Origin of the sequence: Paraburkholderia aromaticivorans (genome assembly GCF_012689525.1) — a bacterium.
GTDB lineage: Bacteria > Pseudomonadota > Gammaproteobacteria > Burkholderiales > Burkholderiaceae > Paraburkholderia > Paraburkholderia aromaticivorans_A.
Window position 1 is genome coordinate 2,991,309 of the sequence record NZ_CP051515.1, and the last position, 20,308, is coordinate 3,011,616.

A 20,308-nucleotide genomic window follows, 5' to 3' on the forward strand; every position below is an offset into this window, starting at 1 on the left:
GATGCTCGCGCCGCCCACACGTCCCACGCCCGCGCCTGATTCGCTCTGGCGGGCACTTCTTGCCGCATCGCCCGGTGCGGGTGCGGCGATCAGCACCGGTGTGCCGCTCGCACGCGATCTCGAAGTCGAGGTCGCCGTGATCGGTGCGGGCTACTCAGGCCTCGCCGCTGCCTATGCGCTGCAAAAGCGCGGCGTCGATTGCGTGGTGCTCGATGCGAACCCGGTCGGCTGGGGCGCGAGCGGGCGCAATGGCGGCGTGGTGTCGTCGAAGTTCAGACTGTCGTTTCCCACCATCGACAAGTTGCACGGCCTCGATACCGCGAAGCGTATGCATCGTCTCGCGCATGAAGGCGTGCGAGTCGTCGAGACGCTGGTCGACGAATTCCAGTTGGCGCGCGCCCGCTTCGAACACACCGGCAGTCTGCGCTGTGCTCACACCGAAGCCGCCTTCGCCGCGATTCGCGCCGAAGCCGACTGGGTTCGCACGCATCTCGGCGATACCACGATGACCGTGCAATCGCGCGCCGAGATCGAGCGCGAGACGGGTTCGAAGGGCTTTGTCGGCGGCGTGCTGAGCGCGGACGCCGGCACCATTCTGCCGCTCGAATACGTGCGGGGACTCGCGCGCGGACTCACGCTGCGCGGTGTGCCGATCTACGAATCGACGCCGGTGCGGCAGATGCAACGCGCGCCCGGCGACGCACGCGTGACGCTGCGCACGCCCGGCGGCACGGTGCGAGCGAAACAGGTCATCGTCGCGACCAATGCGTACTCGGATCTCACGGCGGCCACCGCACCGTATCAACGCGAACTCGTGCCGTTTCGCAGCGCGATGATCGCCACCGAGCGCCTTCCCGCCGACCTCGACGCGCGCCTGATGGTCGAACGCCGCAGCTACACCGAAACGCGGCGCATGATGAAGTGGTTCCGCAAAGTGGACGGCCGCATGCTGTTCGGCGGACGCGACGCATTCGGCAAGGAAGGGCAAACGACCGGCTTCGATGCACTGCAGCGCGCCATGATCGCGCTCTTTCCCGATCTCGCGGACGTGCGCGTGGACTATCGCTGGTCGGGCTATGTGGGCATGACATTCAATTCGCTGCCGCATGTCGGACGCAGCGACAACGCCACGACCTTTTGTCTCGGGTATAACGGAGCGGGCGTCGCGATGGCGAGCCTGCTCGGCCAGCATGCCGCCGCGCTTGCGCTCGCCGAAACGCCCGAGCTTTCGCTGCTCGGCGCGCCCGGTCTGCGGCCCGTGCCCTTTCATTCGCTGCGCGCGCCGGGTGTGAGACTCGTCGCGGCGTGGTATCAGTTTCTCGACGCCGTAGGTGCATGATGACAACCGCCAAACGGATGCTCCAGGGAACCACCTTGATGCAGGCCACCGAGTCCGATCCCGCCGCGCGCTATCAGCGCCGCGAGGATCGGACGATGCTTCTCCTGATGACCCCGGCGCTCCTCGTGATCGTCGTGCTGCTGGTCGTGCCGCTCGCGTGGCTGTCGTGGCAGTCCATCTATCACGACGGTTTCACGCTCGAAAACTACCGGCGCATGTTCACCGGCGCCTACCTCGAAACGTTTCTGCTGACATTCAAGCTGAGCATCGTCGTGACCGTCATTACGCTGTTGCTCGGCTATCCGGTGGCCTATTTCGCCGCCTCGTTGCCGCCGAAGCTGAGCGCGCTCGTCCTCGGCATGGTGATTCTGCCGTTCTGGACCAGCGTACTCGTGCGCACCTACGCGTGGCTCGTGCTGTTGCAGCGTACGGGTCTGGTCAACAAGGCGCTGATCGCGTCGGGGTTGGTCGACCGGCCGGTGCAACTCGCGTACAACCAGTTCGGCACGGTCATCGCGATGGTGCATATCCTGCTGCCGTTCATGGTGCTGCCGCTCTATTCGGCGATGCAGAAAATCCCCGCCAATCTCTCGCAAGCCGGCGCGAGCCTGGGCGGCTCGCCGCTGCACGTGTTCCTGCGCGTGTTCCTGCCGCTCTCGATGAGCGGCGTGTTCGCCGGCGTGACGCTCGTGTTCGTACTGTGCCTCGGCTTCTACATCACGCCTGAACTGATGGGCGGCGGCAAGTCGATCATGGTGTCGATGGTGGTGAGTCGCAACGTCGAGATCTACAACAGTTGGGGCGCGGCGAGTGCCGTGAGCGTCGTGCTGCTGATCTGCGTGTTCGCGATTTTCTATGCCGCGAGCCGCGTGGTGCCACTCGAAAAGACCCTGGGCGCGAAATGAACAAACTCCCGTTCGGACGGATCGTCCTCGGCGCGGCCGTCGTGCTGATTCTGCTGTTCCTGATGGTGCCGGTGCTGATCGTGGTGCCGCTGTCGTTCTCCGACACGCGCTTCATGACCTTCCCGCCGCCGGCCTACTCGCTGCGCTGGTATCACTCGTTCTTCGACAACCCCGCATGGATCGACGCCGCGCGCACCACACTGACCGCATCGATCGGCGCCGCGCTGATTGCCACGCCGCTCGGCGTGGCCGCTGCGTACGCGATCCAGAACGGCACGCACTGGATCATGCGCTATCTGCGCACGCTGCTGATGCTGCCGTTGATGGTGCCGATCATCATCGTCGCGGTGGGCGTGTTCTTCGTGTACTCTCAGGCGGGCTACGTGAATACGCTCGGCGGCCTGATTCTCGCCGACACGATGCTCGGGTTGCCGTACGTGCTGATTTCGGTCGGCGCCGATCTGCGCACCTTCGACCGCACGCAGGAGATGGTCGCGCGCAGTCTCGGCATGAATCGCTTTCGCAGCTTCATGACGGTGACGCTGCCGCAGATCAAGGCCAGCGTGATTTCCGGCGCGGTGTTCGTGTTCATTCAGGCACTCGACGAAACGGTGGTCGCACTGTTCGTGTCGGGCGGTTCGAACCAGACGCTGACACGCCGCATGTTCGTGACGCTGCGCGACGAGATCGATCCGACCATCGCCGCGATCAGCACGATGCTCACGGCGCTGACGCTGTGCCTCGTGATGATCGTCGTGGTGAGCCGCCGCTCGGGCGCGGCGCGCGCCTAACCTCTTTCTGAAGATAGCCAATAGATGACCAATGCACTGAAGTTCTATATCGAAGGCGCGTGGGTCGAGCCGTCCACCGACGCACGCCGTGCCGTCGTCGATCCCAGCACCGAGGAAGCAATCGCCGAAGTCGCGATGGGAACGCCCGCCGACGCCGATCGCGCGGTAGCCGCCGCGAAACGCGCGTTCACGTCGTTCTCGCAGACCACGCCGGCCGAACGCCTCGCATTGATCCGCCGCATTCTCGAGGTGTTTCTCGAACGTCACGACGAGATGGGCGACACCATCTCGCGCGAACTCGGCGCACCGCGCGCGATGGCGCATGCGTGGCAAGCGGGCATCGGACGGCGGCATCTCGAAGAACTGATTCGCACGTGCGAAACATTCACGTGGCAGCGCAGGAAGGGTACGACGCTGGTCAATCACGAACCGGTCGGCGTGGTCGCGCTCATCACGCCGTGGAACTGGCCGATCAATCAGATCGTCTGCAAGGCCGCACCCGCCATTGCGGCCGGTTGCACGATGGTGCTCAAGCCCAGCGAAGTCACGCCGCTCAACGCCTTGCTGTTCGCGGAGATACTCGACGCGGCAGGCGTGCCGCCGGGCGTCTTCAATCTCGTCAACGGCGACGGGCCGACCGTCGGCGCGGCGCTCGCGGCGCATCCCGATGTCGATATGGTGTCGTTCACCGGTTCGACACGCGCGGGCGTCGAGATTGCGAAGCTCGCGGCGCCGACCGTCAAGCGCGTGCATCAGGAACTGGGCGGCAAGTCCGCGAACATTCTGCTGGACGACGTCGATTTCGAAGCGGCTGTCACGGCCGGCGTCAACTCGTGCTTCAACAACAGCGGCCAGTCGTGCAATGCGCCGACTCGCATGCTCGTGCCCTCGGCGCGCCATGACGAAGCGGTAGCGATCGCGCGACGCGCGGCGCAGGCGCAACGCGTCGGCCCCGCCGATCACGAGCGCACGACCATGGGTCCAGTGGTCAGCAGCGTGCAGTTCGAGCGTGTGGAGCGGCTGATTGCGGCGGGCATCGACGAAGGCGCGCAACTCGTGACCGGCGGTCTCGGGCGTCCGCCGGGTCTGGAACGCGGCTATTACGTGCAACCGACGGTCTTCGCGGACGTGCGCCCTTCCATGACGATCGCGCGCGAAGAGATCTTCGGCCCGGTGCTCGCGATCATGCCGTATCGCGATGAGGAAGAAGCGATTGCGATCGCGAACGACAGTCCCTTCGGGCTCGCGGCTTATGTTCAATCGGCTGATCTGGAACGCGCTCGGCGCGTGGCGTTCAGGCTTCGTGCAGGCAGCGTGTATCTGAACTATCCGTCGTGGGATGCGGGCTCGCCGTTCGGCGGTTACAAGCAGTCGGGCAATGGACGCGAATACGCCGAATGGGGACTCGAGGCGTTTCTTGAAGTGAAGGGTATTGTTGGATTCGGCGACTGAGCATGCCGCAAGCTGGTTGCACCACTCATCGCTTGATACTTGCGGGGCCGCCGCGTTGCAACGCGGCGGCCCCGCATCGCATTCACGCGCGCCCGCGCAACATATCCGCAATCCGCTCCGCGATCATGATGGTCGGCACATTTGTGTTCGCGCACGGTATCGACGGCATCAGCGACGCATCGCACACGTAAAGTCCGCTGACGCCATACACCGCGCCGCGCGCGTCGCAGACGGCGAGCGCATCGTCGGCGGCGCCCATGCGGCAAGTTCCGGACGGATGCCAGGTGCCGCCCACTGAACGCGTCACGAACCGCGTCAACGCGCGATCGTCGGCGAGCAATTCGTTTAGCGTCACGCCTTGCGTGATCACGCTCCGCACCAGCCACGCGCGCAACGGTCCGGCAACGTCCAACAACGTGCTCAGCATCCCGCGCTGCAACGCGTTCCACGCGCCCGGCACGGCCACGCTCGCGACGCGCGGCGAATAGCTCGAAGGCAGCAGCGTGGCGCGGTGCTCCGCCATCATCGGATCGGCGAGTGTGCGGGCGCCGAAGCGCAGCGCGAGCTTCAGCCGCTCCAGATCGCGCGAGTCGGAGAGCATATTGAAGGCGACGGTGGGTTCGTCGTGCGGATCAGCCGACGCGAGACTCACGCGGCCACGCGAGTACGACTTGTTCACCCAGAAGAAGATCGTGCCGAGCCGGTGGCCGACCGAATGCCAACCCGAGCGCGACAGGATGGCACCGTGCATGTCGCCGGGCACTGCCCCGCTCACGCCCGACGAGAAGCGCACGATCGCCTGCTCGTGATGCTCGTCGGGATATAACGTGCGGGACGCGCGCGGCAGGACCGCCGACACGGCAATGGACGGATGCTCCATCAGATTGCCGCCGACCCCGCCTCGATCCGCCACCACCTCGATGCCGAGCGCGGCGAGTTCGGCCGCCGGGCCGATGCCGCTTCGCATCAGCAGCGCCGGACTGTGAATCGCGCCCGAGCAAATGATCACATGTTTGGCGCGCAATGCTTCGCTCGCGCCGTCCTGGCCGACGACCCGCGCGCCAATGGCGAGCTTGCCGTCGAACAGCACGCGCTCGACGAACGTGTGCGTGCGGATCGTGAGATTCGGGCGAGCGCGCACGGTGTCGTCGAGATAGCAGACCGAGGTCGGAATGCGTTCGCCCGCTGCGCTCACCGCGATCGATCCGATGAACGTGCCGTCCTGCCACTCGCCGTTCTGGTCGTCACGCCGCGTGTGGCCGCGTGCGTCGAGTGTGGCGAGCACCGCGCGCACGAATGGCGAGACACGCGCCCACGGCGCGCGCTGGATGCGAATCGGCCCGCTCTTGCCATGCAACGCGCCGTCGAAGTCGCAATCGGTTTCGAGCTTGCGGAAGTATGGCAGGCAGGCGCTCCAGTTCCAGCCGTGCGCGCCGAGCGCGTGCCATTCGTCGTAATCGGCCGGCGCGCCGCGATTCGCCATCAGCGCATTGATCGCCGAACCGCCGCCGAGCAGGCGCGCCTGTTCATAGCGACGCGTCGCGGCCGAGGCGCTCATGCGTGCCTTCAGGCGCTGCCAGAGGTTCGCGGTGTCGAGATAGGCGCGACCGGGATAGCGGCTGCGCACTGCCACAGGCATATCCGTTCGCGAGATATTGCGGCCGGCCTCGACGAGGCAGACGGTCTTGCCGGCGTCTTCCGACAGGCGCGCGGCGAGCACGCAGCCGGCCGAGCCGCCGCCGAGAATCAGATAGTCGATCACGTTCGATGAATGCGCAGACGATAAGCCGTGCGGGACGCGCGAGAAGCGCTGAGCGTTGCGCGCGGGATTCGGAGCGTTGGCGTTCAACGGCCTCGACTCGCGCGCGCAAGATGGTGCCGCTTACTGCATGAACTTGAGCCAGCGCGCCTTCGCCTGGACGCCGGCGTCCGACGCCCACCATTCCTCCGACATCAACGCCTGCTTCGATGCATTCTCCGGCGAACTCGGCAATTCGCTCGCGCGTTTCGCGTCGATCTTGCCCGTCTTGAATGCCGCCGGATTGCCCGGACCGTAGTCGATATAAAGCGGCAAGTTGGCCTGCAATTCCGGCGAGACCGCCGCGTTGACGAACTTGATCGCTTCAGGCAGGTTCGGCGCGTTTTTCAGCACGCACAGTTGCGTGTTCTGCAAAATGCCGTCGTTGAAGGTGAAGTCGACATCGGGATTGTCCTTGCGCACCGCGCTTGCACGGCCGTTCCAGATCATTGTCATATCGACTTCGCCATCGTGCAGCAATTGCGCAGACTGACCGCCCGAGGTCCACCAGACGGTCACGTCCGGCTTGATCTGCTGCAGCTTTTTAAACGCGCGATCGACGTCGAGCGGATAGAGTTTGTCGCGCGGCACGCCGTCGGCGAGCAGCGCGGCTTCGAGCACGGTCTGCGGATCGTTGCGCAATGCGCGCGTGCCGGGGAACGCTTTCACGTTCCAGAAATCGGCCCAGCTCTGCGGCACTTTCTTCAACGACTTCTTGTTGTAGCCAATCACCGTCGAATAGAACTCGTAAGCGACCGAGTACGGTGTGCGGTATTTCTCCGGCATGGCGGCCGCATTCGGAATCTTCGAGAAGTCGAGCTTTTCCAGCAGGCCTTCTTTGCCGCCGCGCAGACAGTTGGACGTCGGCGTGTCGACCACGTCCCAGATCGGCTTGCCGGTCGCGGCCTGGGCTTTGATCTGCGGCCACGCGTCCGGAATGCTGTCCTGGTTCACCGTGATGTTGAGCTGCTTCGCAGCCGGGTCGAGGATCGCCTTGGTCTGCGCTTCCTGATAGGTCCCGCCTTGCGAGACGAAGGTAATCTTGCCGGCGGCGGCAAACGCGGGCGTCAAACACGCGGGCGCGAGATTCGCGACGCCGAGGATCAGAACAGCGGCAAGCGGGCGCAACATGGGCTTCTTGATCACGACGGGGTCCTCGGGACGGTTGAGCGAACATATCGTCGATGTCATGCATCGTTGAGCCCAATATAGTGAGTCTATTTATCCGCGACAACGCCCGAATTGTTTGAGTGCCCATGACGTCACGTTATGCCCCGGCAAAACCCCAATATGCCGCGAAAACGCCCGGCGCGTAAGCGCGAGGCACGCGCCGCCAGCTTATGCCAGGTTATCGGCGGCGGCGCGTCACACCTTCGCGATGTGAGTATCGGAAATCGCGCGCACGTCGATGCGGCGCGGCAGAATCGCGTCGCGGTTGGCGCTGTCGGCGACCTTCTGCAGCGCGCTGATATCCGCCTCGTTGACAAAGTGCTGTTTCAGCGACGCGCGCTGCGTGATGCGCTTCGCGGCATCGAGCGGCGAACGCGTCAGCGTTGCGTAGATCTGCGCGTAGGCGTCGGGATTCGCGAGCGCCCAATCGCCTGCGCGCTGGAAGCGCAACAGCACGTCGGCAATCGCCGCGCGCTTGCGCGGTTCCGCGAGGGCCGCGCCCGAGGCCGTAATGAAACCGAGTCCGCTATTGATGCCGGTGCCGTCGCGCAGAATGCGCGCGCCGCGCTGCACGGCGATGCCGTAGTACGGATCGAACGTGGCCCACACGTCGATCGAACCGGACGCGAACGCGGCAAACGCATCGACGGGCAGAATGAAACGGACGTTGACGTCATCTTTCGAGAGACCGGCTTCGGCCAACGCGCCGTAGAGCTGGAACTGCGAAATACTGCCCCGCGCCGACGAAACGAACACCGTGCGTCCTTTCAGATCCGCGACCGTGCGAATCTTCGAGTCCTGTGCGACCAGAATGCCGAGTTGCTCGCCGGAGCCGACTCGCGTCGCGACAATCTTTAACGTCGGGTCGCCGACGGCCGCGGCAAGCACCGGCAAATCGCCGGCCGGCGCGAGATCGACGGCGCCCGCGCGCTGCGCTTCGAAGAGCGGCGCCGCGCCCTGGAAATTGGCCCAGCGAAACGCGTACGGCGCGCCGTCGAGCACCTTGGCCGCTTCGGCCAACGCACGTGTGCCGCCTGCCTGATCGCCGAGCACGAGCGTGACCGACGCGAGTTCGGCAGCCTTTACGCCGAGCGAATTGAATGTGCCCGCTGCGGCGAACGCCGGCACGGCGCCCAGGAGTTTAAGTGCGCGCCGCCGTGCAGAAAACGAAGTAGGAATGGAACCGGCCATATGTCCTCTCTGACGATATGCCCGCAAGCGTAGCGACGAAGACGGCCCCTGGGAATTATTCTCTTTCGATATGTTTATATCGAATCAATATTTATCATTTGCATTTAATGCCCCACGCGTTTTGCCTCGTTTTCTCCAGGTTTTCAATGCACGCATGCGCTTATGCACTGGCGTTCGATGGTTAGCTGAAACCGTCAGTTCGCGCCGTGCGGGCTCGTTGCTAGGATGGTCGATTGGCCTTCCCTTCAGACTCGACTCAAGGACTATGTTCATGGCGCTGATCAACAGACGAGCGTTTATTCGCGTCGCGCTGGCTTCCTCGCTTACCACGCTCGCGGCGCGCGGTTACGCGCAAACATCGGCCGCGAACGGCCAGCCGATCGCGCTGCGGATCGGCTATCAGAAGTCGTCGACGTTGATCACGCTGCTCAAGGCGCGCGGGTCACTCGACAAGGCCTTGGCGCCATTGGGCGTGCGCGTGTCGTGGAATGAGTTTTCGAGCGGCTTGCCCTTGACCGAAGCGCTCAATGTCGAGGCCATCGATTTCAGCGCGGACGTCGCGGACACCGTGCCGATCTTCGCGCAAGCCGCGCACGCGCGCTTCGTTTATGTCGCGCAGGAAGCGCCGTCGCCGGGCGCCCAGGCGATCATCGTCAAACAGGACAGTGCGCTCCATACGCTCGCCGATCTCAAGGGCAAGCGCATTGCCGTGACCAAGGCCGCCGGCAGTCACTATCTGCTGCTCGCGGCGCTCATCAAGGCAGGTCTCACGCCGGCGGATGTGCGCATCAGCTACCTCACGCCGGCCGACGGCCGCGCGGCCTTCGAGCGCGGCAGCGTCGATGCGTGGATCACGTGGGATCCGTACGTGGCATCCGTCGACCGCGACGCCGACGTGCGCATTCTCGCGGACGGCAAGGGACTCGCGTCGTATCAGCGCTATTACCTCGCGTCGAATCGCTTCGCGGAGGCGCACCCCGAGGTCATCCAGATCGTGTTCGATCAGTTGACGCAAGCCGGCGAGTGGCTGCGCGCGCATCCTCAGGACGCGGCCCAGACGCTCGCGCCGATCTGGGGGCTCGACGCCGCCACGATCGAACGTGCGAATGCGCGCCGTAGTTATGTCGTACGCCCCGTTCTTGCACAGAATTTCGGCGAGCAGCAAAAGATCGCAGATACGTTCTTTCAGGCCGGATTGTTACCCGCCAAAGTCGAGACCGCGCAGGCACAGCGCTGGGATTTCGGAACGAAGCGCGGAGAGCCGGCGGGTAGCTGATGGACCAGCTGACGAGGGGTGTCAAAACGGTGTCAAAACGAGTGGAGAAAACCGAATAAATCGCATTGCAAAACGCCGCGCAAAATGTTTTTTGGCGGTCGATTATCATGATTCGATCACCTCACTCGAACGACTCGGTGTTGGATATGACGAATACAGGCAAGGCGTTGATAATCGCGCTGGTTCTGGTGGACGTGGGATTCATCGCTTACCAGCTTCTCCCTAAAAGCAACCGCTCTGCGATGGCGCCGGACGCGGTAACGGCCAACTCCGTCACGACGGCGCCGGTTGGTCCGCGCGTGGACGGCACGCATGTGACCGCGGGCAACGTGGTTCCTACTTCGCCGTCCGCGAACAGCACGGGCGAGATCGCGGGCGCACCGCTGTCGTCTAAATCGGGTCCGGTCGCCAACGGCACGCAGCCACAAGCATCGCGACACAAACAGCCGGGCCGCGCGCCCGCATCGGCGGAGGCGCGCGAGTCCGTCGCGGCGAAGGCGAACACCGCGCAGCCGATTGAACGCGCGCGAGGCGATTTGACCCGGCATGGTTCGAATGCCGTCGCGGCGGCCATGACGGAACAGCTTGTCAGGGAATCTTCCAAACCCGATCCGTCGTTGCCGATCCCACCGTCGACGCAGGCCGCGCCGGCCAGTCAGGACCACCGCGGTTCGAACCCCGTCGCCGCCGCGATGACGCAGGAACTGGTGAGGGAATCCGTACGGGTCGGTCCGGCTTCGCAGGCACCGGCGCCGAGTGGCACGCAGTAACGTTGCAGTCCGAACTAATTGAATGGCTGCTTGCCTTCGATCAACAGGCAATCTTCTCAACTACACGGCTGCATGGCTGTCGCGTGCATCTCAAACACCGCAACTCGCGCAATCGACCCCATCGCCGAAGGTCCGGGCGTGATGCCGCGTGCACTTCGTCGCAGACCCGGAGCATGAAGTCGCCGGGCGAACGTCCTATACTGGTTCGGACTCCCGCAGACCGCCCTTCTTCCACCTGCCTGTCTGGACGCAGCCATGCTGACAATCGACGACATCCGGTCAGTCCCGCTATTCGCAACCCTCTCCGATGACGAACTCGACCATCTCGCGCACACGTCGGCGGACCTCCATCTGTCCGCAGGCGAGTTCGCCGTTCATGAAGGCGGCGAACGCGCACTGTATGTCGTTCTCGCTGGCAAGATGGAAGTCGTCAAGACGTTCGACGGTATCGAGCGCACGCTAGGCTGGCGTCTGCCCGGCACGATCTTCGGCGAAGTGCCGCTTGCGCTGAGTTCGCCGTTTCCTGGCGCGTACCGCGCGGCGGAGCCGTCCCGCGTCATGCGCGTGGACGCTCAGCGTTATTACGAACTGGCGGCCACATCGCCGGATGTGGCGCTCAAGATGGGCGCCCTCGCGCGCGAACGCATCGGCGGTTTGCAGGGGCTTTCCGCTGAACCGCCCAAGGCCCGCGTCACCATGGTCGGAAGCCGCTGGGACGACGCCTGTACGGCGCTGCGGCATTTCCTCGCGCGCAACCAGATCAGCTACGACTGGATGACGCCGGACGCGCCCGAACTGCCCCGGCGTTGGCCCGGAACCTGTCCAGCAGAGGAAGAGTGTCCGTCGCTGCGACTGGTCGACGGCACGGTGCTGAACCGGCCCGAGACCCGTGAGCTTGCCGGACTGCTCGGTCTGCAAACGCGGCCTCGCCTCGCCGAATACGACACGATGATCATCGGCGGCGGCCCGGCCGGTCTTGCTGCGGCGGTGTACGGCGCATCGGAAGGCTTGCGTACCATCGTGCTGGAGCGCGAAGCGCCCGGCGGCCAAGCCGGCACCTCTTCGCGTATCGAGAACTATCTGGGCTTTCCCAACGGCGTCTCCGGGGACGAACTCGCAAGCCGCGCACTGCAGCAGGCAAGGCGGCTCGGCGCGGAGATTCTGGTGACACGGTCAGTCGGCCGGATCGATGTGCAGGCGCGTAGCGTTGACCTCGACGGTGGCGACATCATCCGGACGCGCACCATTATTCTGGCGACGGGCGTCACGTGGCGGCGTCTGTCGATTGAAGGCTTCGACCGGTTTATCGGTAAGGGTATTTACTACGGCGCGGCGCGCAGCGAAGCGAACGCGACGCATGGCCTCGACGTGTATCTGATCGGCGGCGGCAATTCGGCCGGCCAAGCCGCGTTGTACTTTGCGAATCATGCACGCAGGGTGACGCTCGTTCTGCGCGGCGATTCGCTCGAGAAGAGCATGTCGCGCTATCTGGTCGAGCAGTTGCGCGGCAAGTCGAACGTCGCGGTGCGACTGCGAGCGGAAGTCGTGGGCGCGTACGGCGATACCCATCTGACGGCGATCGACGTGCGCGATGCGTCGAGCGAGGCAGTGCGCCGGCACGACTGTGGGGCATTGTTCGTGTTCATTGGCGCCGACGCGGAGACCGGGTGGTTACCCGAAGAAATCGCACGCGACGCGCGCGGCTACGTGCTCACCGGCGACGACGTCGTCAAGGCCGGACGCTGGTCTCATGACCGGGATCCGTATCTGCTCGAATCGAGCGTGCCCGGCGTGTTTGCCTGCGGCGACGTGCGCCTGAGTCCGGTCAAACGCGTTGCTTCCGCGGTCGGCGAGGGCAGCATGGCAATCGCGTTCGCCCACAAATACCTGCAGCAGGACGCCCGCTAGGGCCGGATCACGCCGCGAGGCTTTTTTGCCCGCTCGCAAAAGCGCGCCGACCGCTGGACGGCGGCGCCGCGAACGCCTATTCTTCAGCGGAATACGTCGACTTTCCGATCACCGAAGATTGACTAAAAAACAGGCTTCTATTCGCCCGATTGAAACCTGACCCGCCAGCGCACACTGAGTTTGTGCCAATTGCGCAAGGAGCCCGCGATGTCTACCCGCCACGATAAAGATAACGAGTTCGAAATCGGCCTGCCAGCTGCTTCGACGCCTGAATGGACCAGCCCGGTGCCGGGCGCCGACGCCGACGCCGGAACGATGCGCGGGTTGCACCTCGCGTCGGAGAGCGTGCTGTGCCTCGCGACGCAGACTTACGACGCCGTTGCGCGCGGCGACGCGGCGGGCGCGGAGGCAGCGCGCGCGTCGCTCGAACAGCAACTGCAACTGGCCACGCGCCTGATCGACGAGCTTTTGTTCGACGACAGCGGCCCGCATACGACGCATTGACCGGCCCGCCGGCCGAACAGCACCAATCACAGTCTCACTATCTGAAAACTGACATGAGCGCTCTGACGGTAATTTTCTGCATCTGGGCCATGGTGGCCTTTTGCGCAATCCTCTTCATTCACGGCGCCACCTCGCGCGTGGAGCGTCCGACCAAGGCACCGCAAAAGCGCCCGGCGCGCTTTTCGATCGCGGAGTAACGGCAAGCAGGCGATCTCGGTTCGTACGTGAGAACACGTGCGAATCCTTCGAACGTTCTCATCGGAATAGTCGTACGGCAAAAGCGGCCCGGCAGCCCATCATCACCACAGGTCGCAACGACCCGGCAGCCACCGCAACATGAGTCCGAGCGGCGCTGTGCCGCCCGGCCGTCATGTGCCTTGCCCTTTATTCCATGGAGATCGTCATGCTGAAGTTTTACTTCCACCCGTCGCCGAACCCGATGAAAGTCGCGTTGATGCTCGAAGAACTGCAGACCCCGTTCGAACTGATCGCGGTCGACACGTTCAAGGGCGAGCAACATCGCCCCGAGTTTCTGCGGATCAACCCGAACGCAAAAGTCCCCGCGATTACCGACGACGGTGTGACCGTGTTCGATTCGCACGCCATCCTGCTGCACCTCGCGGCGAAACACGAACGGTTCCTGCCGGCGTCGGCTGCCGAACGCGCCCAGGCCTTGTCGTGGCTGATGTTCGTCGCGACCGGACTGTCGCCGTTCTCCGGCCAGGCGGTGCACTTTCTGCATCACGCGCCGACGCCGCTGCCCTATGCGCGCAATCGCTATCTGAAGGAAGTGGAACGCCACTATCGCGTGCTGGACGAGCACCTCGCGACGTCGAAGTATCTGGCCGGCGATGCTTATTCGATCGCCGATATCGCCCTGTGGGGCTGGGCCGACTTCGCCGGCTACATTCTCGGCGAAGCGGGTCTGAGCGCGTATCCGAACGTGAAACGCGTCGTGGATGAGATCTCCGCGCGTCCGGCCGCGGCGCGTGCACAGGCTTTGAAAGACAAGCTGACGCTGAAAGCCGAGTTCGACGAAGAGACTCGTCGCGCGCTATTTCCGCAAAACGAAGGCGTGACCGCTTAAGCGCTTTCCGGTCGGACATGCCGCGCGAACCGCTGCCATCGTGCAGCGGTTCGCGCGGTTAAGCGCGTTACAAAATCACTTAAGGCCGAGCCGTTTAGCCAGCCGGTTCAGATTCGCCCGATCAAGACCCAGCTCGCGCGCGACAGCCGCCCAATTCTGATTGTGGCGCGCCAACGCGTCGACAACGGTGTTTCGCTCGAACTCGGTGACCGCGCTGCGAAAGTCCTTCGATCCGGTCTCAGTTGTTTCGGCCTGCGTCTTCTGGGCTCCGTCTTCTTCCGGTGCGGCCGCCAGCGCAAAGTCCGCGGCCGTCAACGTCAGAATCCGACGACGCTCGCGATTCGCGGCCAGCGCCTTGAGCGCGCTTCGGCCGATCAGGTGCTCCAGTTCACGCACGTTCCCCGGCCACGGATAACGCAGCAGCATGGCTTGCGCATCCGTCGCGAGACGCAGGCTCAATAGACCGAGCCGCGAGCGATTCTCTTCGAGGAAAAACCCCGCCAGCAGCAACACATCGCGGCCGCGCTCGCGCAACGGCGGCACGCGTAGCGGATAGACGCTGAGCCGATGGTAGAAGTCCGCGCGGAACCGCCCTGTACGAACCTCTTCAGCCAGATCGCGATTGGTTGCGGCGATCAGCCGCACGTCGACCTTGTGTTCGTGGTCCGAGCCGATGCGCTGCAACTGGCCGTTCTGCAAAACCCGCAACAGCTTGGCCTGCACGAGCAGCGGCAACTCTCCCACTTCATCGAGAAAAATCGTGCCGCCGTCGGCCAGCTCGAATTTGCCGCGCCGGTCCGACGACGCACCGGAGAACGCGCCCCGCACGTGCCCGAACAGTTCGCTCTCGACGAGCGTATCCGGCAGCGCGGCGCAGTTCAGACTGATCAGCGGCTTATTCGCCCGCGACGAGAGCGCGTGAATCGCGTCGGCCACGAGTTCCTTGCCGACGCCGGTCTCGCCGGTGATCAGCACCGTCAGATCGCTACCGGCGACGACTTCGATTTCCTTCATCAGATGCGTGTGCGCCTCGCTGCTGCCGACCATCTCACGCCGGCTCTGGCTGCTCGCCTGCCGGTAGGCTTCCGCGCGCGCCCGCTCTTCCTCGCTGCTGCGCGCCAGCGTATCGATTCGCTCGACGACGCTCACCGTGGCGGCGGCCAGGCCTAGAAACGCCCGCAGCGACGCCATGTCGATGCTGTCGAAGCGCGCCGGGTCGAGCGCATCGAGCGTGAGCAACCCCCACGGGCGGCCACGCACGAACAGCGGACAACCGAGGCAATCGTGGACTTCGAGATGCCCGGCCACGCCTTGCACGAGGCCGTCGTAGGGATCCGGCAAATCGGAGTCGGCCGCGAAGCGGGTCGGCTCCGGCCGCGACAACAGCTGCTCGAAGCGCGGGTGGTCGCCGACACGAAAACGCCGCCCCAGCGTATCGCTGCTCAATCCGTCGATGGCGAGCGGCACCAGCGTGTCGCCCTCCAGACGCAATAGAGCGGCCGCGTCGCCCGGAAACAGCGCGCGCAGGCTGCTCAGCAGACGGCGGTAGCGTTCCCGGTCGGACAGATCGCGCGAGAGATCGAGGATCAGCGGCGTCAGGACGTCGAGAAGCGCTTCTGCAGTCAGATTGACTCCATCAGGAGTCTTTTCGACTAAGGTCGAATTGACCATCATTAATTTCAGATCGTTGATTTAATTGCATTTTATACCTGGCACGAAACATGGATAGATAAGCGCATCAGTCGGAGCCCGACTGGAGATCCACCAACAACCAGGACTTCCTATGCTTTCCGCCGAACACCGCGCCATCGTCAAAGCCACCGTTCCTCTTCTCGAAAGCGGAGGCGAGGCGCTGACCACGCACTTCTACGACATGCTGATCAGCGAACATCCCGAAGTGCGCCCCATGTTCAACCTCGCCAATCAGGCGAGCGGCGCGCAGCAACGCGCGCTGGCCAACGGCGTGCTGATGTATGCACGTCACATCGACCAACTCGAACAACTGGGCGGACTGGTCTCGCAGATCATCAACAAGCACGTCGCGCTGAATATCCTGCCGGAGCATTATCCGATCGTTGGACAGTGCCTGCTCAGATCCATCCGCGAAGTGCTCGGCGCGGAGATCGCAACCGATGCGGTCATCGAAGCGTGGGCCGCCGCCTATCAGCAACTCGCCGATCTGTTGAGCGGCCTCGAAGAGAAAATGTACGCCGAGCGCGAAGCGGCGCCGGGCGGCTGGCGCGGCACGCGGCTCTTTCGCGTCGCCCGTAAAGTGCGGGAAAGCGACGAGATCACGTCGTTCTATCTGCGCCCCGACGACAACGGCGAGTTGCTCGCGTTTCATCCGGGGCAATACATCGGCGTACGGCTCATTATCGACGGCGAGGAAGTGCGGCGCAATTATTCGCTCTCGGCCATGTCGAACGGCCAGGAATACCGGATCAGCGTGAAGCGCGAGCCGAATGGCAAGGTGTCGAACCATCTGCACACGCGCGTCAATGAAAACGACTCGGTGGAGCTGTTCGCGCCGGCTGGGGATTTCAAGCTCGAAGACAGCGACAAGCCGCTGGTGCTGATCAGCGGCGGCGTGGGCATCACGCCCACGCTGGCAATGCTGCAAGCCGCGCTGAAGACCGATCGCCCGGTGCACTTCATTCACTCGGCGCGTCACGGCGGCGTGCATGCGTTCCGCGACGCGATCGACCAGTTGGCCGCGCGTCATCCGAAATTGAAGCGTTTCTATTGCTATGAGCAGCGCCGTACGGAAGATGCCGACGCGCACGGCATCGGCTATCTGGACGAAAAGCACCTCGACGCGTGGCTGCCCAGGACACGTGACGTCGACGTCTATTTCCTCGGACCGATCGCGTTCATGAAGGCCGTCAAGAAGCACCTGAAGGCGATCGGCGTGCCGGAGTCGCAAAGCCGTTATGAATTTTTTGGTCCGGCTTCCGCACTCGAATAAAGCGCGGGTTGCGGTGAACGTGCAAATAGCCGGAGCCGGCTATTTGCATGCAACTATCGGTCGCGTTGAAGTCACGCCTTTAGCAGAGCGTTGCGCTCGTCACCCAGGACATGCTCTTGAAGCGCGCGATCATGGCATCCACCAACTCGCGTTGCGCTTGAGCCAGCGCAATCGTGACCTCTTCAAAGCCGCTGCCCGGAAGCGTCGTTACAGCGACTGTCTCGACGTTGCGGGAGAATGGAAATAGCACCTGCCAGATTGCGGCAATGCGCATACCGTGAAGCGCCGCGCGCACCACGAGTCGATGACGGCCCGAAGTTTGCGACGTCAGTACCTGCAAACCGCTCTCAGAAGATTCACTGGTCATGTCGTACCCTTTTATATTGACTGAGCCGCGTTGCTCGCGGCTTTCAGATGTTTGCCCGATTCTCCCACCTTATTAAGGCATCTTGATGATTCCGCTCAAGCGCCTGAGCAAAGCGTCAGCATGCTCGCGATCGATCTTCGATATCTCGCGCTGATTCAGTATCGTCTCGATCCGTTGACGCCAATAACCCGGCTCGTTGATCAGCGACGTGCAAGCCATCGAATCACCTTTTGAAGTAAATCGCTCAAGCGTTGTGACTATCGTTTCAATGTGCGAAAGATCGTTCTTATAAGAAGCGTGACTTCCCATTACATTCCCGGCTAACTTTATCAAGCGCCTTCGGATCGCCCTTCGAACGAGTTGGCAAGCAATGCGATACCCATTTCGTTTCCGAATCGGCCGATCCGTCCTGCTTGGAGGAAAGCGAAACAACAGCCCTGGCGCATTTGCGCCAGGCTGCGTGAGCATTGCTGTTGGCTGATTGGCTTTATTTGGCCCGCGCCGGGGCAGGCACCGTCAACTGACTGGCCTGCGCCACGGCAATCGCTTGCGCGGTGGCTTTGCGCATCGCGTCGTAAGCAGCGCCCGCGCTGGAAACCGCCGACTTGAACGCGGTGACCGCGAGTTCGGAACCTGCGGGCGCATTGCGCGCGAAGTCGTCGAACACCGTCTGCATTTTCGTGTTGGACTGTGCGAACCGGTCTTCGACAATCTTCAGAAACTCGGCCTGTGCCGCATTGGCGATTTCAAGCACGTGACTGTTATAAGACAGTACTTTCTCCGCGACGGGCTTCGCGTTGCTGGCCTGATGAACAAACAATTCGACCGGCGTCTTACCCGACATCGCCATCTGCCATGCCTGCTCGCTCTCCGCGAGCGTGGCCCTGGCTGCTTGCAGGTTCAACTTAGCCAGCTCTTCAAAATACTGGAATGTTTGCTGCGTCAACGAAAACGCGACGGCAACATTGGCACTTTGCATGGAGATGAATTGCTCTGGCGTCGAAAAATACACTCTGGACTCCTTCCATAAACGTTCACATTGCTCAGACAAGAGGTATGCGAAACCAGCGGGACGCAAGCAGACTGTTGACACCGAATTGCGCCAACCCGCTCCAATCGTTCTGCGATGCAGCATTAGATGAAACATTCTAACTTTGTTAAATCGGCACTTGGCGTACTGTTTTGTAAGTAATTACCCTTGGCGACGGCGTGGTTTCGGCTGAGGAATGACGCGCCCGTGATCGTTGAAAGATCAGCGGAATAATCGCGGCCTCGGCGCATGCGCCGACCCGTGGGAAAAAAACGTGGAAAGAGCACCGTCAGTAAGCGGCTTGATCGCGCTGTGACGTGCGTGAGCAGATGTGCGATAGACGGTCAAATGCGTGCGCATGCGAACGTCTATCGCATGGGAGAAAAAATAAATGTGATGCGGATTTACAACCATTTACCGGCAGCGCCGCGGAATTTAATCCGGCGGCAATACCAGTGGACCGCAATTGGTATCAGCAATAAACGTCGCGAGTAATTTGGCCGTGTGCACCGCATCAGGATTCTCGGCGAACAGATGAAGCGCGCGCGGCGGCTCGAACCAGGTCTGTCCAATCGTGTAGTTGGCGGGCGGCCCACCCTGCAGTTGCGAGCGGATCGTCCCTTCCAGCACGACCGCGGTCACTGAACCAGGGTGACGATGCGCGGGCGTAAAGCCCAGCGGCGGAAAGTCGACGATCGCCGTCGTCACCGACTTGCCCGGCACGTTGGGCAGCGCTTCGCACGAGAGCACCTTCACGGTCGATGCGGGCCGGCTCGCTGCGCCGATGTGCGTCGATGCGTTGGACATCAACGAATCGCCACCGCAGATGCCAGCGAACCAGTCGATTGCCGAACGTGGCGCCGACGGACCGAGCGCCAGCATCAGCGTCGTGGCCAGTGCAAGCATGGCGGGCTTGCGTGCGGGACGCGGCAGGGTCGGCGTCAGCGGATTCATACGCGCGTTGCCGATCGGCTGTGCGGCGACCAACCCAACTCACGGCGCGCCTTCGCGCTGGTCACTTCGGCTGCGTCTTGCGCGACGTTGTACACGCCCGCGCTGCCCCGTTGAAGCGCAAGCAAGGCCGCAAAGGCGGCCGCTTCGACGTGCAGCGGACTTGAACCAGCCGGGGCGTCGGCGCCTGTGCCGGGTCCGTAGATCTGTCCATAGCGAAGCACTGTGCCGTTCAGCGACGCCGCTTCCAGCACGTGCCGCTCGAGCGCGGCGACGCCACGCACGCTCGTGCCGCGCAGGCCCTCTGCATCGATGTCGAGCGGGGAGCTTTCGTCGTAAGGCGTCGTTCCCGGCCGGTACGCCCATGCAATGCTTTGCGCGATCATCTTGCTGCTGCCCGCCGCGATCGCCGCGGCCACCAGGTTGCGCGTACCCTCGTCGCGTATCCGCGCATTCGCCGTCACCGCCTGCGCCATTCGAGCGGGGTCGAGCCCGGGCGGCAGGTCGGTCAATTGATGAATCACGCTGGCCGGCGCGATGCGCACGAGCGCTTCACGCAGCGCAGCCGCATCGAATACATCGACGACGACCGGCACGACGCCCGCGTCCTCAAGCTCTCTCGCACGGTCCGCGCGCCGCGTGCTGCCGAACACCGTGTAGCCCGCGTCGATCAACAGCGGCGCAAGCGCGCTGCCGATGGCGCCCGTTACTCCGGCGACGAACACCTTGTGTGCCATTTCCTTTCTCCCATGAGTCATTACCCGAAGGTCGGCGACATGCCGCGTTTCCGATGAGCCCAGCATA

General features: G+C 63.4%; 19 protein-coding genes. 11 read left to right on the plus strand and 8 right to left on the minus strand.

What is annotated here, in order from left to right; translation table 11 throughout:
• Window position 1: 1 nt before the first annotated feature.
• Genes HF916_RS25220 through HF916_RS25235 form a run of 4 tightly spaced genes read left to right on the plus strand, consistent with a single transcriptional unit; the run spans window position 2 to window position 4,487 of the window.
• Window positions 2-1,339 carry an NAD(P)/FAD-dependent oxidoreductase gene (locus HF916_RS25220; protein WP_168792144.1) on the plus strand — a complete coding sequence of 446 codons (1,338 nt, stop codon included), beginning with the start codon at window positions 2-4 and terminating at the stop codon, window positions 1,337-1,339.
• Window positions 1,336-2,244, plus strand: a complete 909-nt coding sequence (locus HF916_RS25225; RefSeq protein WP_168791488.1) for an ABC transporter permease — start codon at window positions 1,336-1,338, stop codon at window positions 2,242-2,244. The genes HF916_RS25220 and HF916_RS25225 overlap by 4 nt, the downstream gene beginning before the upstream one ends.
• Window positions 2,241-3,035, plus strand: a complete 795-nt coding sequence (locus HF916_RS25230; RefSeq protein ID WP_168791489.1) for an ABC transporter permease — start codon at window positions 2,241-2,243, stop codon at window positions 3,033-3,035. The genes HF916_RS25225 and HF916_RS25230 overlap by 4 nt, the downstream gene beginning before the upstream one ends.
• Before the next feature lie 24 nt (window positions 3,036-3,059).
• A complete protein-coding gene (locus tag HF916_RS25235; protein ID WP_168791490.1) occupies window positions 3,060-4,487 on the plus strand; it encodes an aldehyde dehydrogenase family protein in 1,428 nt (475 codons plus the stop codon).
• A gap of 82 nt (window positions 4,488-4,569) precedes the next feature.
• On the opposite strand, the gene HF916_RS25240 is transcribed toward HF916_RS25235, so the two are convergent.
• The 3 genes from HF916_RS25240 to HF916_RS25250 all read right to left on the minus strand — a co-directional run bounded on the left by HF916_RS25240 (window position 4,570) and on the right by HF916_RS25250 (window position 8,646).
• Entirely contained in the window at window positions 4,570-6,249 is a 1,680-nt protein-coding gene (locus HF916_RS25240; RefSeq protein ID WP_168792145.1) for a GMC family oxidoreductase, read from the minus strand.
• 120 nt (window positions 6,250-6,369) lie between these two features.
• Window positions 6,370-7,431 carry an ABC transporter substrate-binding protein gene (locus HF916_RS25245; protein WP_206001854.1) on the minus strand — a complete coding sequence of 354 codons (1,062 nt, stop codon included), beginning with the start codon at window positions 7,429-7,431 and terminating at the stop codon, window positions 6,370-6,372.
• A 219-nt stretch (window positions 7,432-7,650) separates the two neighbouring features.
• Window positions 7,651-8,646 (minus strand): ABC transporter substrate-binding protein, encoded by a 996-nt coding sequence (locus tag HF916_RS25250; protein WP_168791491.1) that lies wholly within the window; start codon window positions 8,644-8,646, stop codon window positions 7,651-7,653.
• Window positions 8,647-8,917: 271 nt separating this feature from the next.
• On the opposite strand from HF916_RS25250, the gene HF916_RS25255 reads away from it, so the two are divergent.
• The 6 genes from HF916_RS25255 to HF916_RS25280 all read left to right on the plus strand — a co-directional run bounded on the left by HF916_RS25255 (window position 8,918) and on the right by HF916_RS25280 (window position 14,191).
• Window positions 8,918-9,922 carry an aliphatic sulfonate ABC transporter substrate-binding protein gene (locus HF916_RS25255; protein WP_168791492.1) on the plus strand — a complete coding sequence of 335 codons (1,005 nt, stop codon included), beginning with the start codon at window positions 8,918-8,920 and terminating at the stop codon, window positions 9,920-9,922.
• Window positions 9,923-10,068: 146 nt separating this feature from the next.
• Complete coding sequence (locus HF916_RS25260) at window positions 10,069-10,692, plus strand: hypothetical protein (protein WP_240975491.1); 624 nt, start codon at window positions 10,069-10,071, stop codon at window positions 10,690-10,692.
• Window positions 10,693-10,947: 255 nt separating this feature from the next.
• Window positions 10,948-12,600 (plus strand): FAD-dependent oxidoreductase, encoded by a 1,653-nt coding sequence (locus tag HF916_RS25265; RefSeq protein ID WP_168791494.1) that lies wholly within the window; start codon window positions 10,948-10,950, stop codon window positions 12,598-12,600.
• Between the two features lie 207 nt (window positions 12,601-12,807).
• Window positions 12,808-13,104 carry a hypothetical protein gene (locus tag HF916_RS25270; protein ID WP_168791495.1) on the plus strand — a complete coding sequence of 99 codons (297 nt, stop codon included), beginning with the start codon at window positions 12,808-12,810 and terminating at the stop codon, window positions 13,102-13,104.
• A 53-nt stretch (window positions 13,105-13,157) separates the two neighbouring features.
• A complete protein-coding gene (locus HF916_RS25275) occupies window positions 13,158-13,301 on the plus strand; it encodes a hypothetical protein (protein ID WP_168791496.1) in 144 nt (47 codons plus the stop codon).
• A gap of 206 nt (window positions 13,302-13,507) precedes the next feature.
• Window positions 13,508-14,191, plus strand: coding sequence for a glutathione S-transferase family protein (locus HF916_RS25280; RefSeq protein ID WP_206001855.1), 684 nt, complete (start codon window positions 13,508-13,510; stop codon window positions 14,189-14,191).
• 75 nt (window positions 14,192-14,266) lie between these two features.
• On the opposite strand, the gene norR is transcribed toward HF916_RS25280, so the two are convergent.
• Window positions 14,267-15,862: a nitric oxide reductase transcriptional regulator NorR gene (gene norR, locus HF916_RS25285; protein ID WP_168791497.1), complete on the minus strand. Its 1,596-nt coding sequence runs from the start codon at window positions 15,860-15,862 to the stop codon at window positions 14,267-14,269.
• Between the two features lie 112 nt (window positions 15,863-15,974).
• Here norR and hmpA point away from each other — a divergent pair, with 112 nt between their 5' ends.
• Entirely contained in the window at window positions 15,975-17,156 is a 1,182-nt protein-coding gene (gene hmpA / locus HF916_RS25290; RefSeq protein WP_168791498.1) for an NO-inducible flavohemoprotein, read from the plus strand.
• A gap of 79 nt (window positions 17,157-17,235) precedes the next feature.
• Here hmpA and HF916_RS25295 read toward each other — a convergent pair whose 3' ends face one another.
• The 4 genes from HF916_RS25295 to HF916_RS25310 all read right to left on the minus strand — a co-directional run bounded on the left by HF916_RS25295 (window position 17,236) and on the right by HF916_RS25310 (window position 20,241).
• Window positions 17,236-17,523 carry a hypothetical protein gene (locus HF916_RS25295; RefSeq protein ID WP_168791499.1) on the minus strand — a complete coding sequence of 96 codons (288 nt, stop codon included), beginning with the start codon at window positions 17,521-17,523 and terminating at the stop codon, window positions 17,236-17,238.
• A 487-nt stretch (window positions 17,524-18,010) separates the two neighbouring features.
• On the minus strand, window positions 18,011-18,658 hold the full coding sequence (locus HF916_RS25300; RefSeq protein WP_240975492.1) for a phasin family protein: 648 nt from the start codon (window positions 18,656-18,658) through the stop codon (window positions 18,011-18,013).
• A gap of 330 nt (window positions 18,659-18,988) precedes the next feature.
• Entirely contained in the window at window positions 18,989-19,507 is a 519-nt protein-coding gene (locus HF916_RS25305; RefSeq protein WP_168791500.1) for a cupin domain-containing protein, read from the minus strand.
• Window positions 19,504-20,241 (minus strand): NAD-dependent epimerase/dehydratase family protein, encoded by a 738-nt coding sequence (locus HF916_RS25310; protein WP_168791501.1) that lies wholly within the window; start codon window positions 20,239-20,241, stop codon window positions 19,504-19,506. Before HF916_RS25310 ends, HF916_RS25305 begins: the two co-directional genes overlap by 4 nt.
• Window positions 20,242-20,308: the final 67 nt, after the last annotated feature.

What these genes read in the sequence shown, in the direction of transcription:
- HF916_RS25220 (WP_168792144.1), top strand. Translation starts at nt 2, where the DNA reads ATGCTCGCGCCGCCCACACGTCCCACGCCCGCGCCTGATTCGCTCTGG.
- HF916_RS25225 (WP_168791488.1), top strand. Translation starts at nt 1,336, where the DNA reads ATGATGACAACCGCCAAACGGATGCTCCAGGGAACCACCTTGATGCAG.
- HF916_RS25230 (WP_168791489.1), top strand. Translation starts at nt 2,241, where the DNA reads ATGAACAAACTCCCGTTCGGACGGATCGTCCTCGGCGCGGCCGTCGTG.
- HF916_RS25235 (WP_168791490.1), top strand. Translation starts at nt 3,060, where the DNA reads ATGACCAATGCACTGAAGTTCTATATCGAAGGCGCGTGGGTCGAGCCG.
- HF916_RS25250 (WP_168791491.1), bottom strand. Translation starts at nt 8,646, where the DNA reads ATGGCCGGTTCCATTCCTACTTCGTTTTCTGCACGGCGGCGCGCACTT.
- HF916_RS25255 (WP_168791492.1), top strand. Translation starts at nt 8,918, where the DNA reads ATGGCGCTGATCAACAGACGAGCGTTTATTCGCGTCGCGCTGGCTTCC.
- HF916_RS25260 (WP_240975491.1), top strand. Translation starts at nt 10,069, where the DNA reads ATGACGAATACAGGCAAGGCGTTGATAATCGCGCTGGTTCTGGTGGAC.
- HF916_RS25265 (WP_168791494.1), top strand. Translation starts at nt 10,948, where the DNA reads ATGCTGACAATCGACGACATCCGGTCAGTCCCGCTATTCGCAACCCTC.
- HF916_RS25270 (WP_168791495.1), top strand. Translation starts at nt 12,808, where the DNA reads ATGTCTACCCGCCACGATAAAGATAACGAGTTCGAAATCGGCCTGCCA.
- HF916_RS25275 (WP_168791496.1), top strand. Translation starts at nt 13,158, where the DNA reads ATGAGCGCTCTGACGGTAATTTTCTGCATCTGGGCCATGGTGGCCTTT.
- HF916_RS25280 (WP_206001855.1), top strand. Translation starts at nt 13,508, where the DNA reads ATGCTGAAGTTTTACTTCCACCCGTCGCCGAACCCGATGAAAGTCGCG.
- norR (WP_168791497.1), bottom strand. Translation starts at nt 15,862, where the DNA reads ATGGTCAATTCGACCTTAGTCGAAAAGACTCCTGATGGAGTCAATCTG.
- hmpA (WP_168791498.1), top strand. Translation starts at nt 15,975, where the DNA reads ATGCTTTCCGCCGAACACCGCGCCATCGTCAAAGCCACCGTTCCTCTT.
- HF916_RS25295 (WP_168791499.1), bottom strand. Translation starts at nt 17,523, where the DNA reads ATGACCAGTGAATCTTCTGAGAGCGGTTTGCAGGTACTGACGTCGCAA.
- HF916_RS25300 (WP_240975492.1), bottom strand. Translation starts at nt 18,658, where the DNA reads ATGCTGCATCGCAGAACGATTGGAGCGGGTTGGCGCAATTCGGTGTCA.
- HF916_RS25305 (WP_168791500.1), bottom strand. Translation starts at nt 19,507, where the DNA reads ATGAATCCGCTGACGCCGACCCTGCCGCGTCCCGCACGCAAGCCCGCC.
- HF916_RS25310 (WP_168791501.1), bottom strand. Translation starts at nt 20,241, where the DNA reads ATGGCACACAAGGTGTTCGTCGCCGGAGTAACGGGCGCCATCGGCAGC.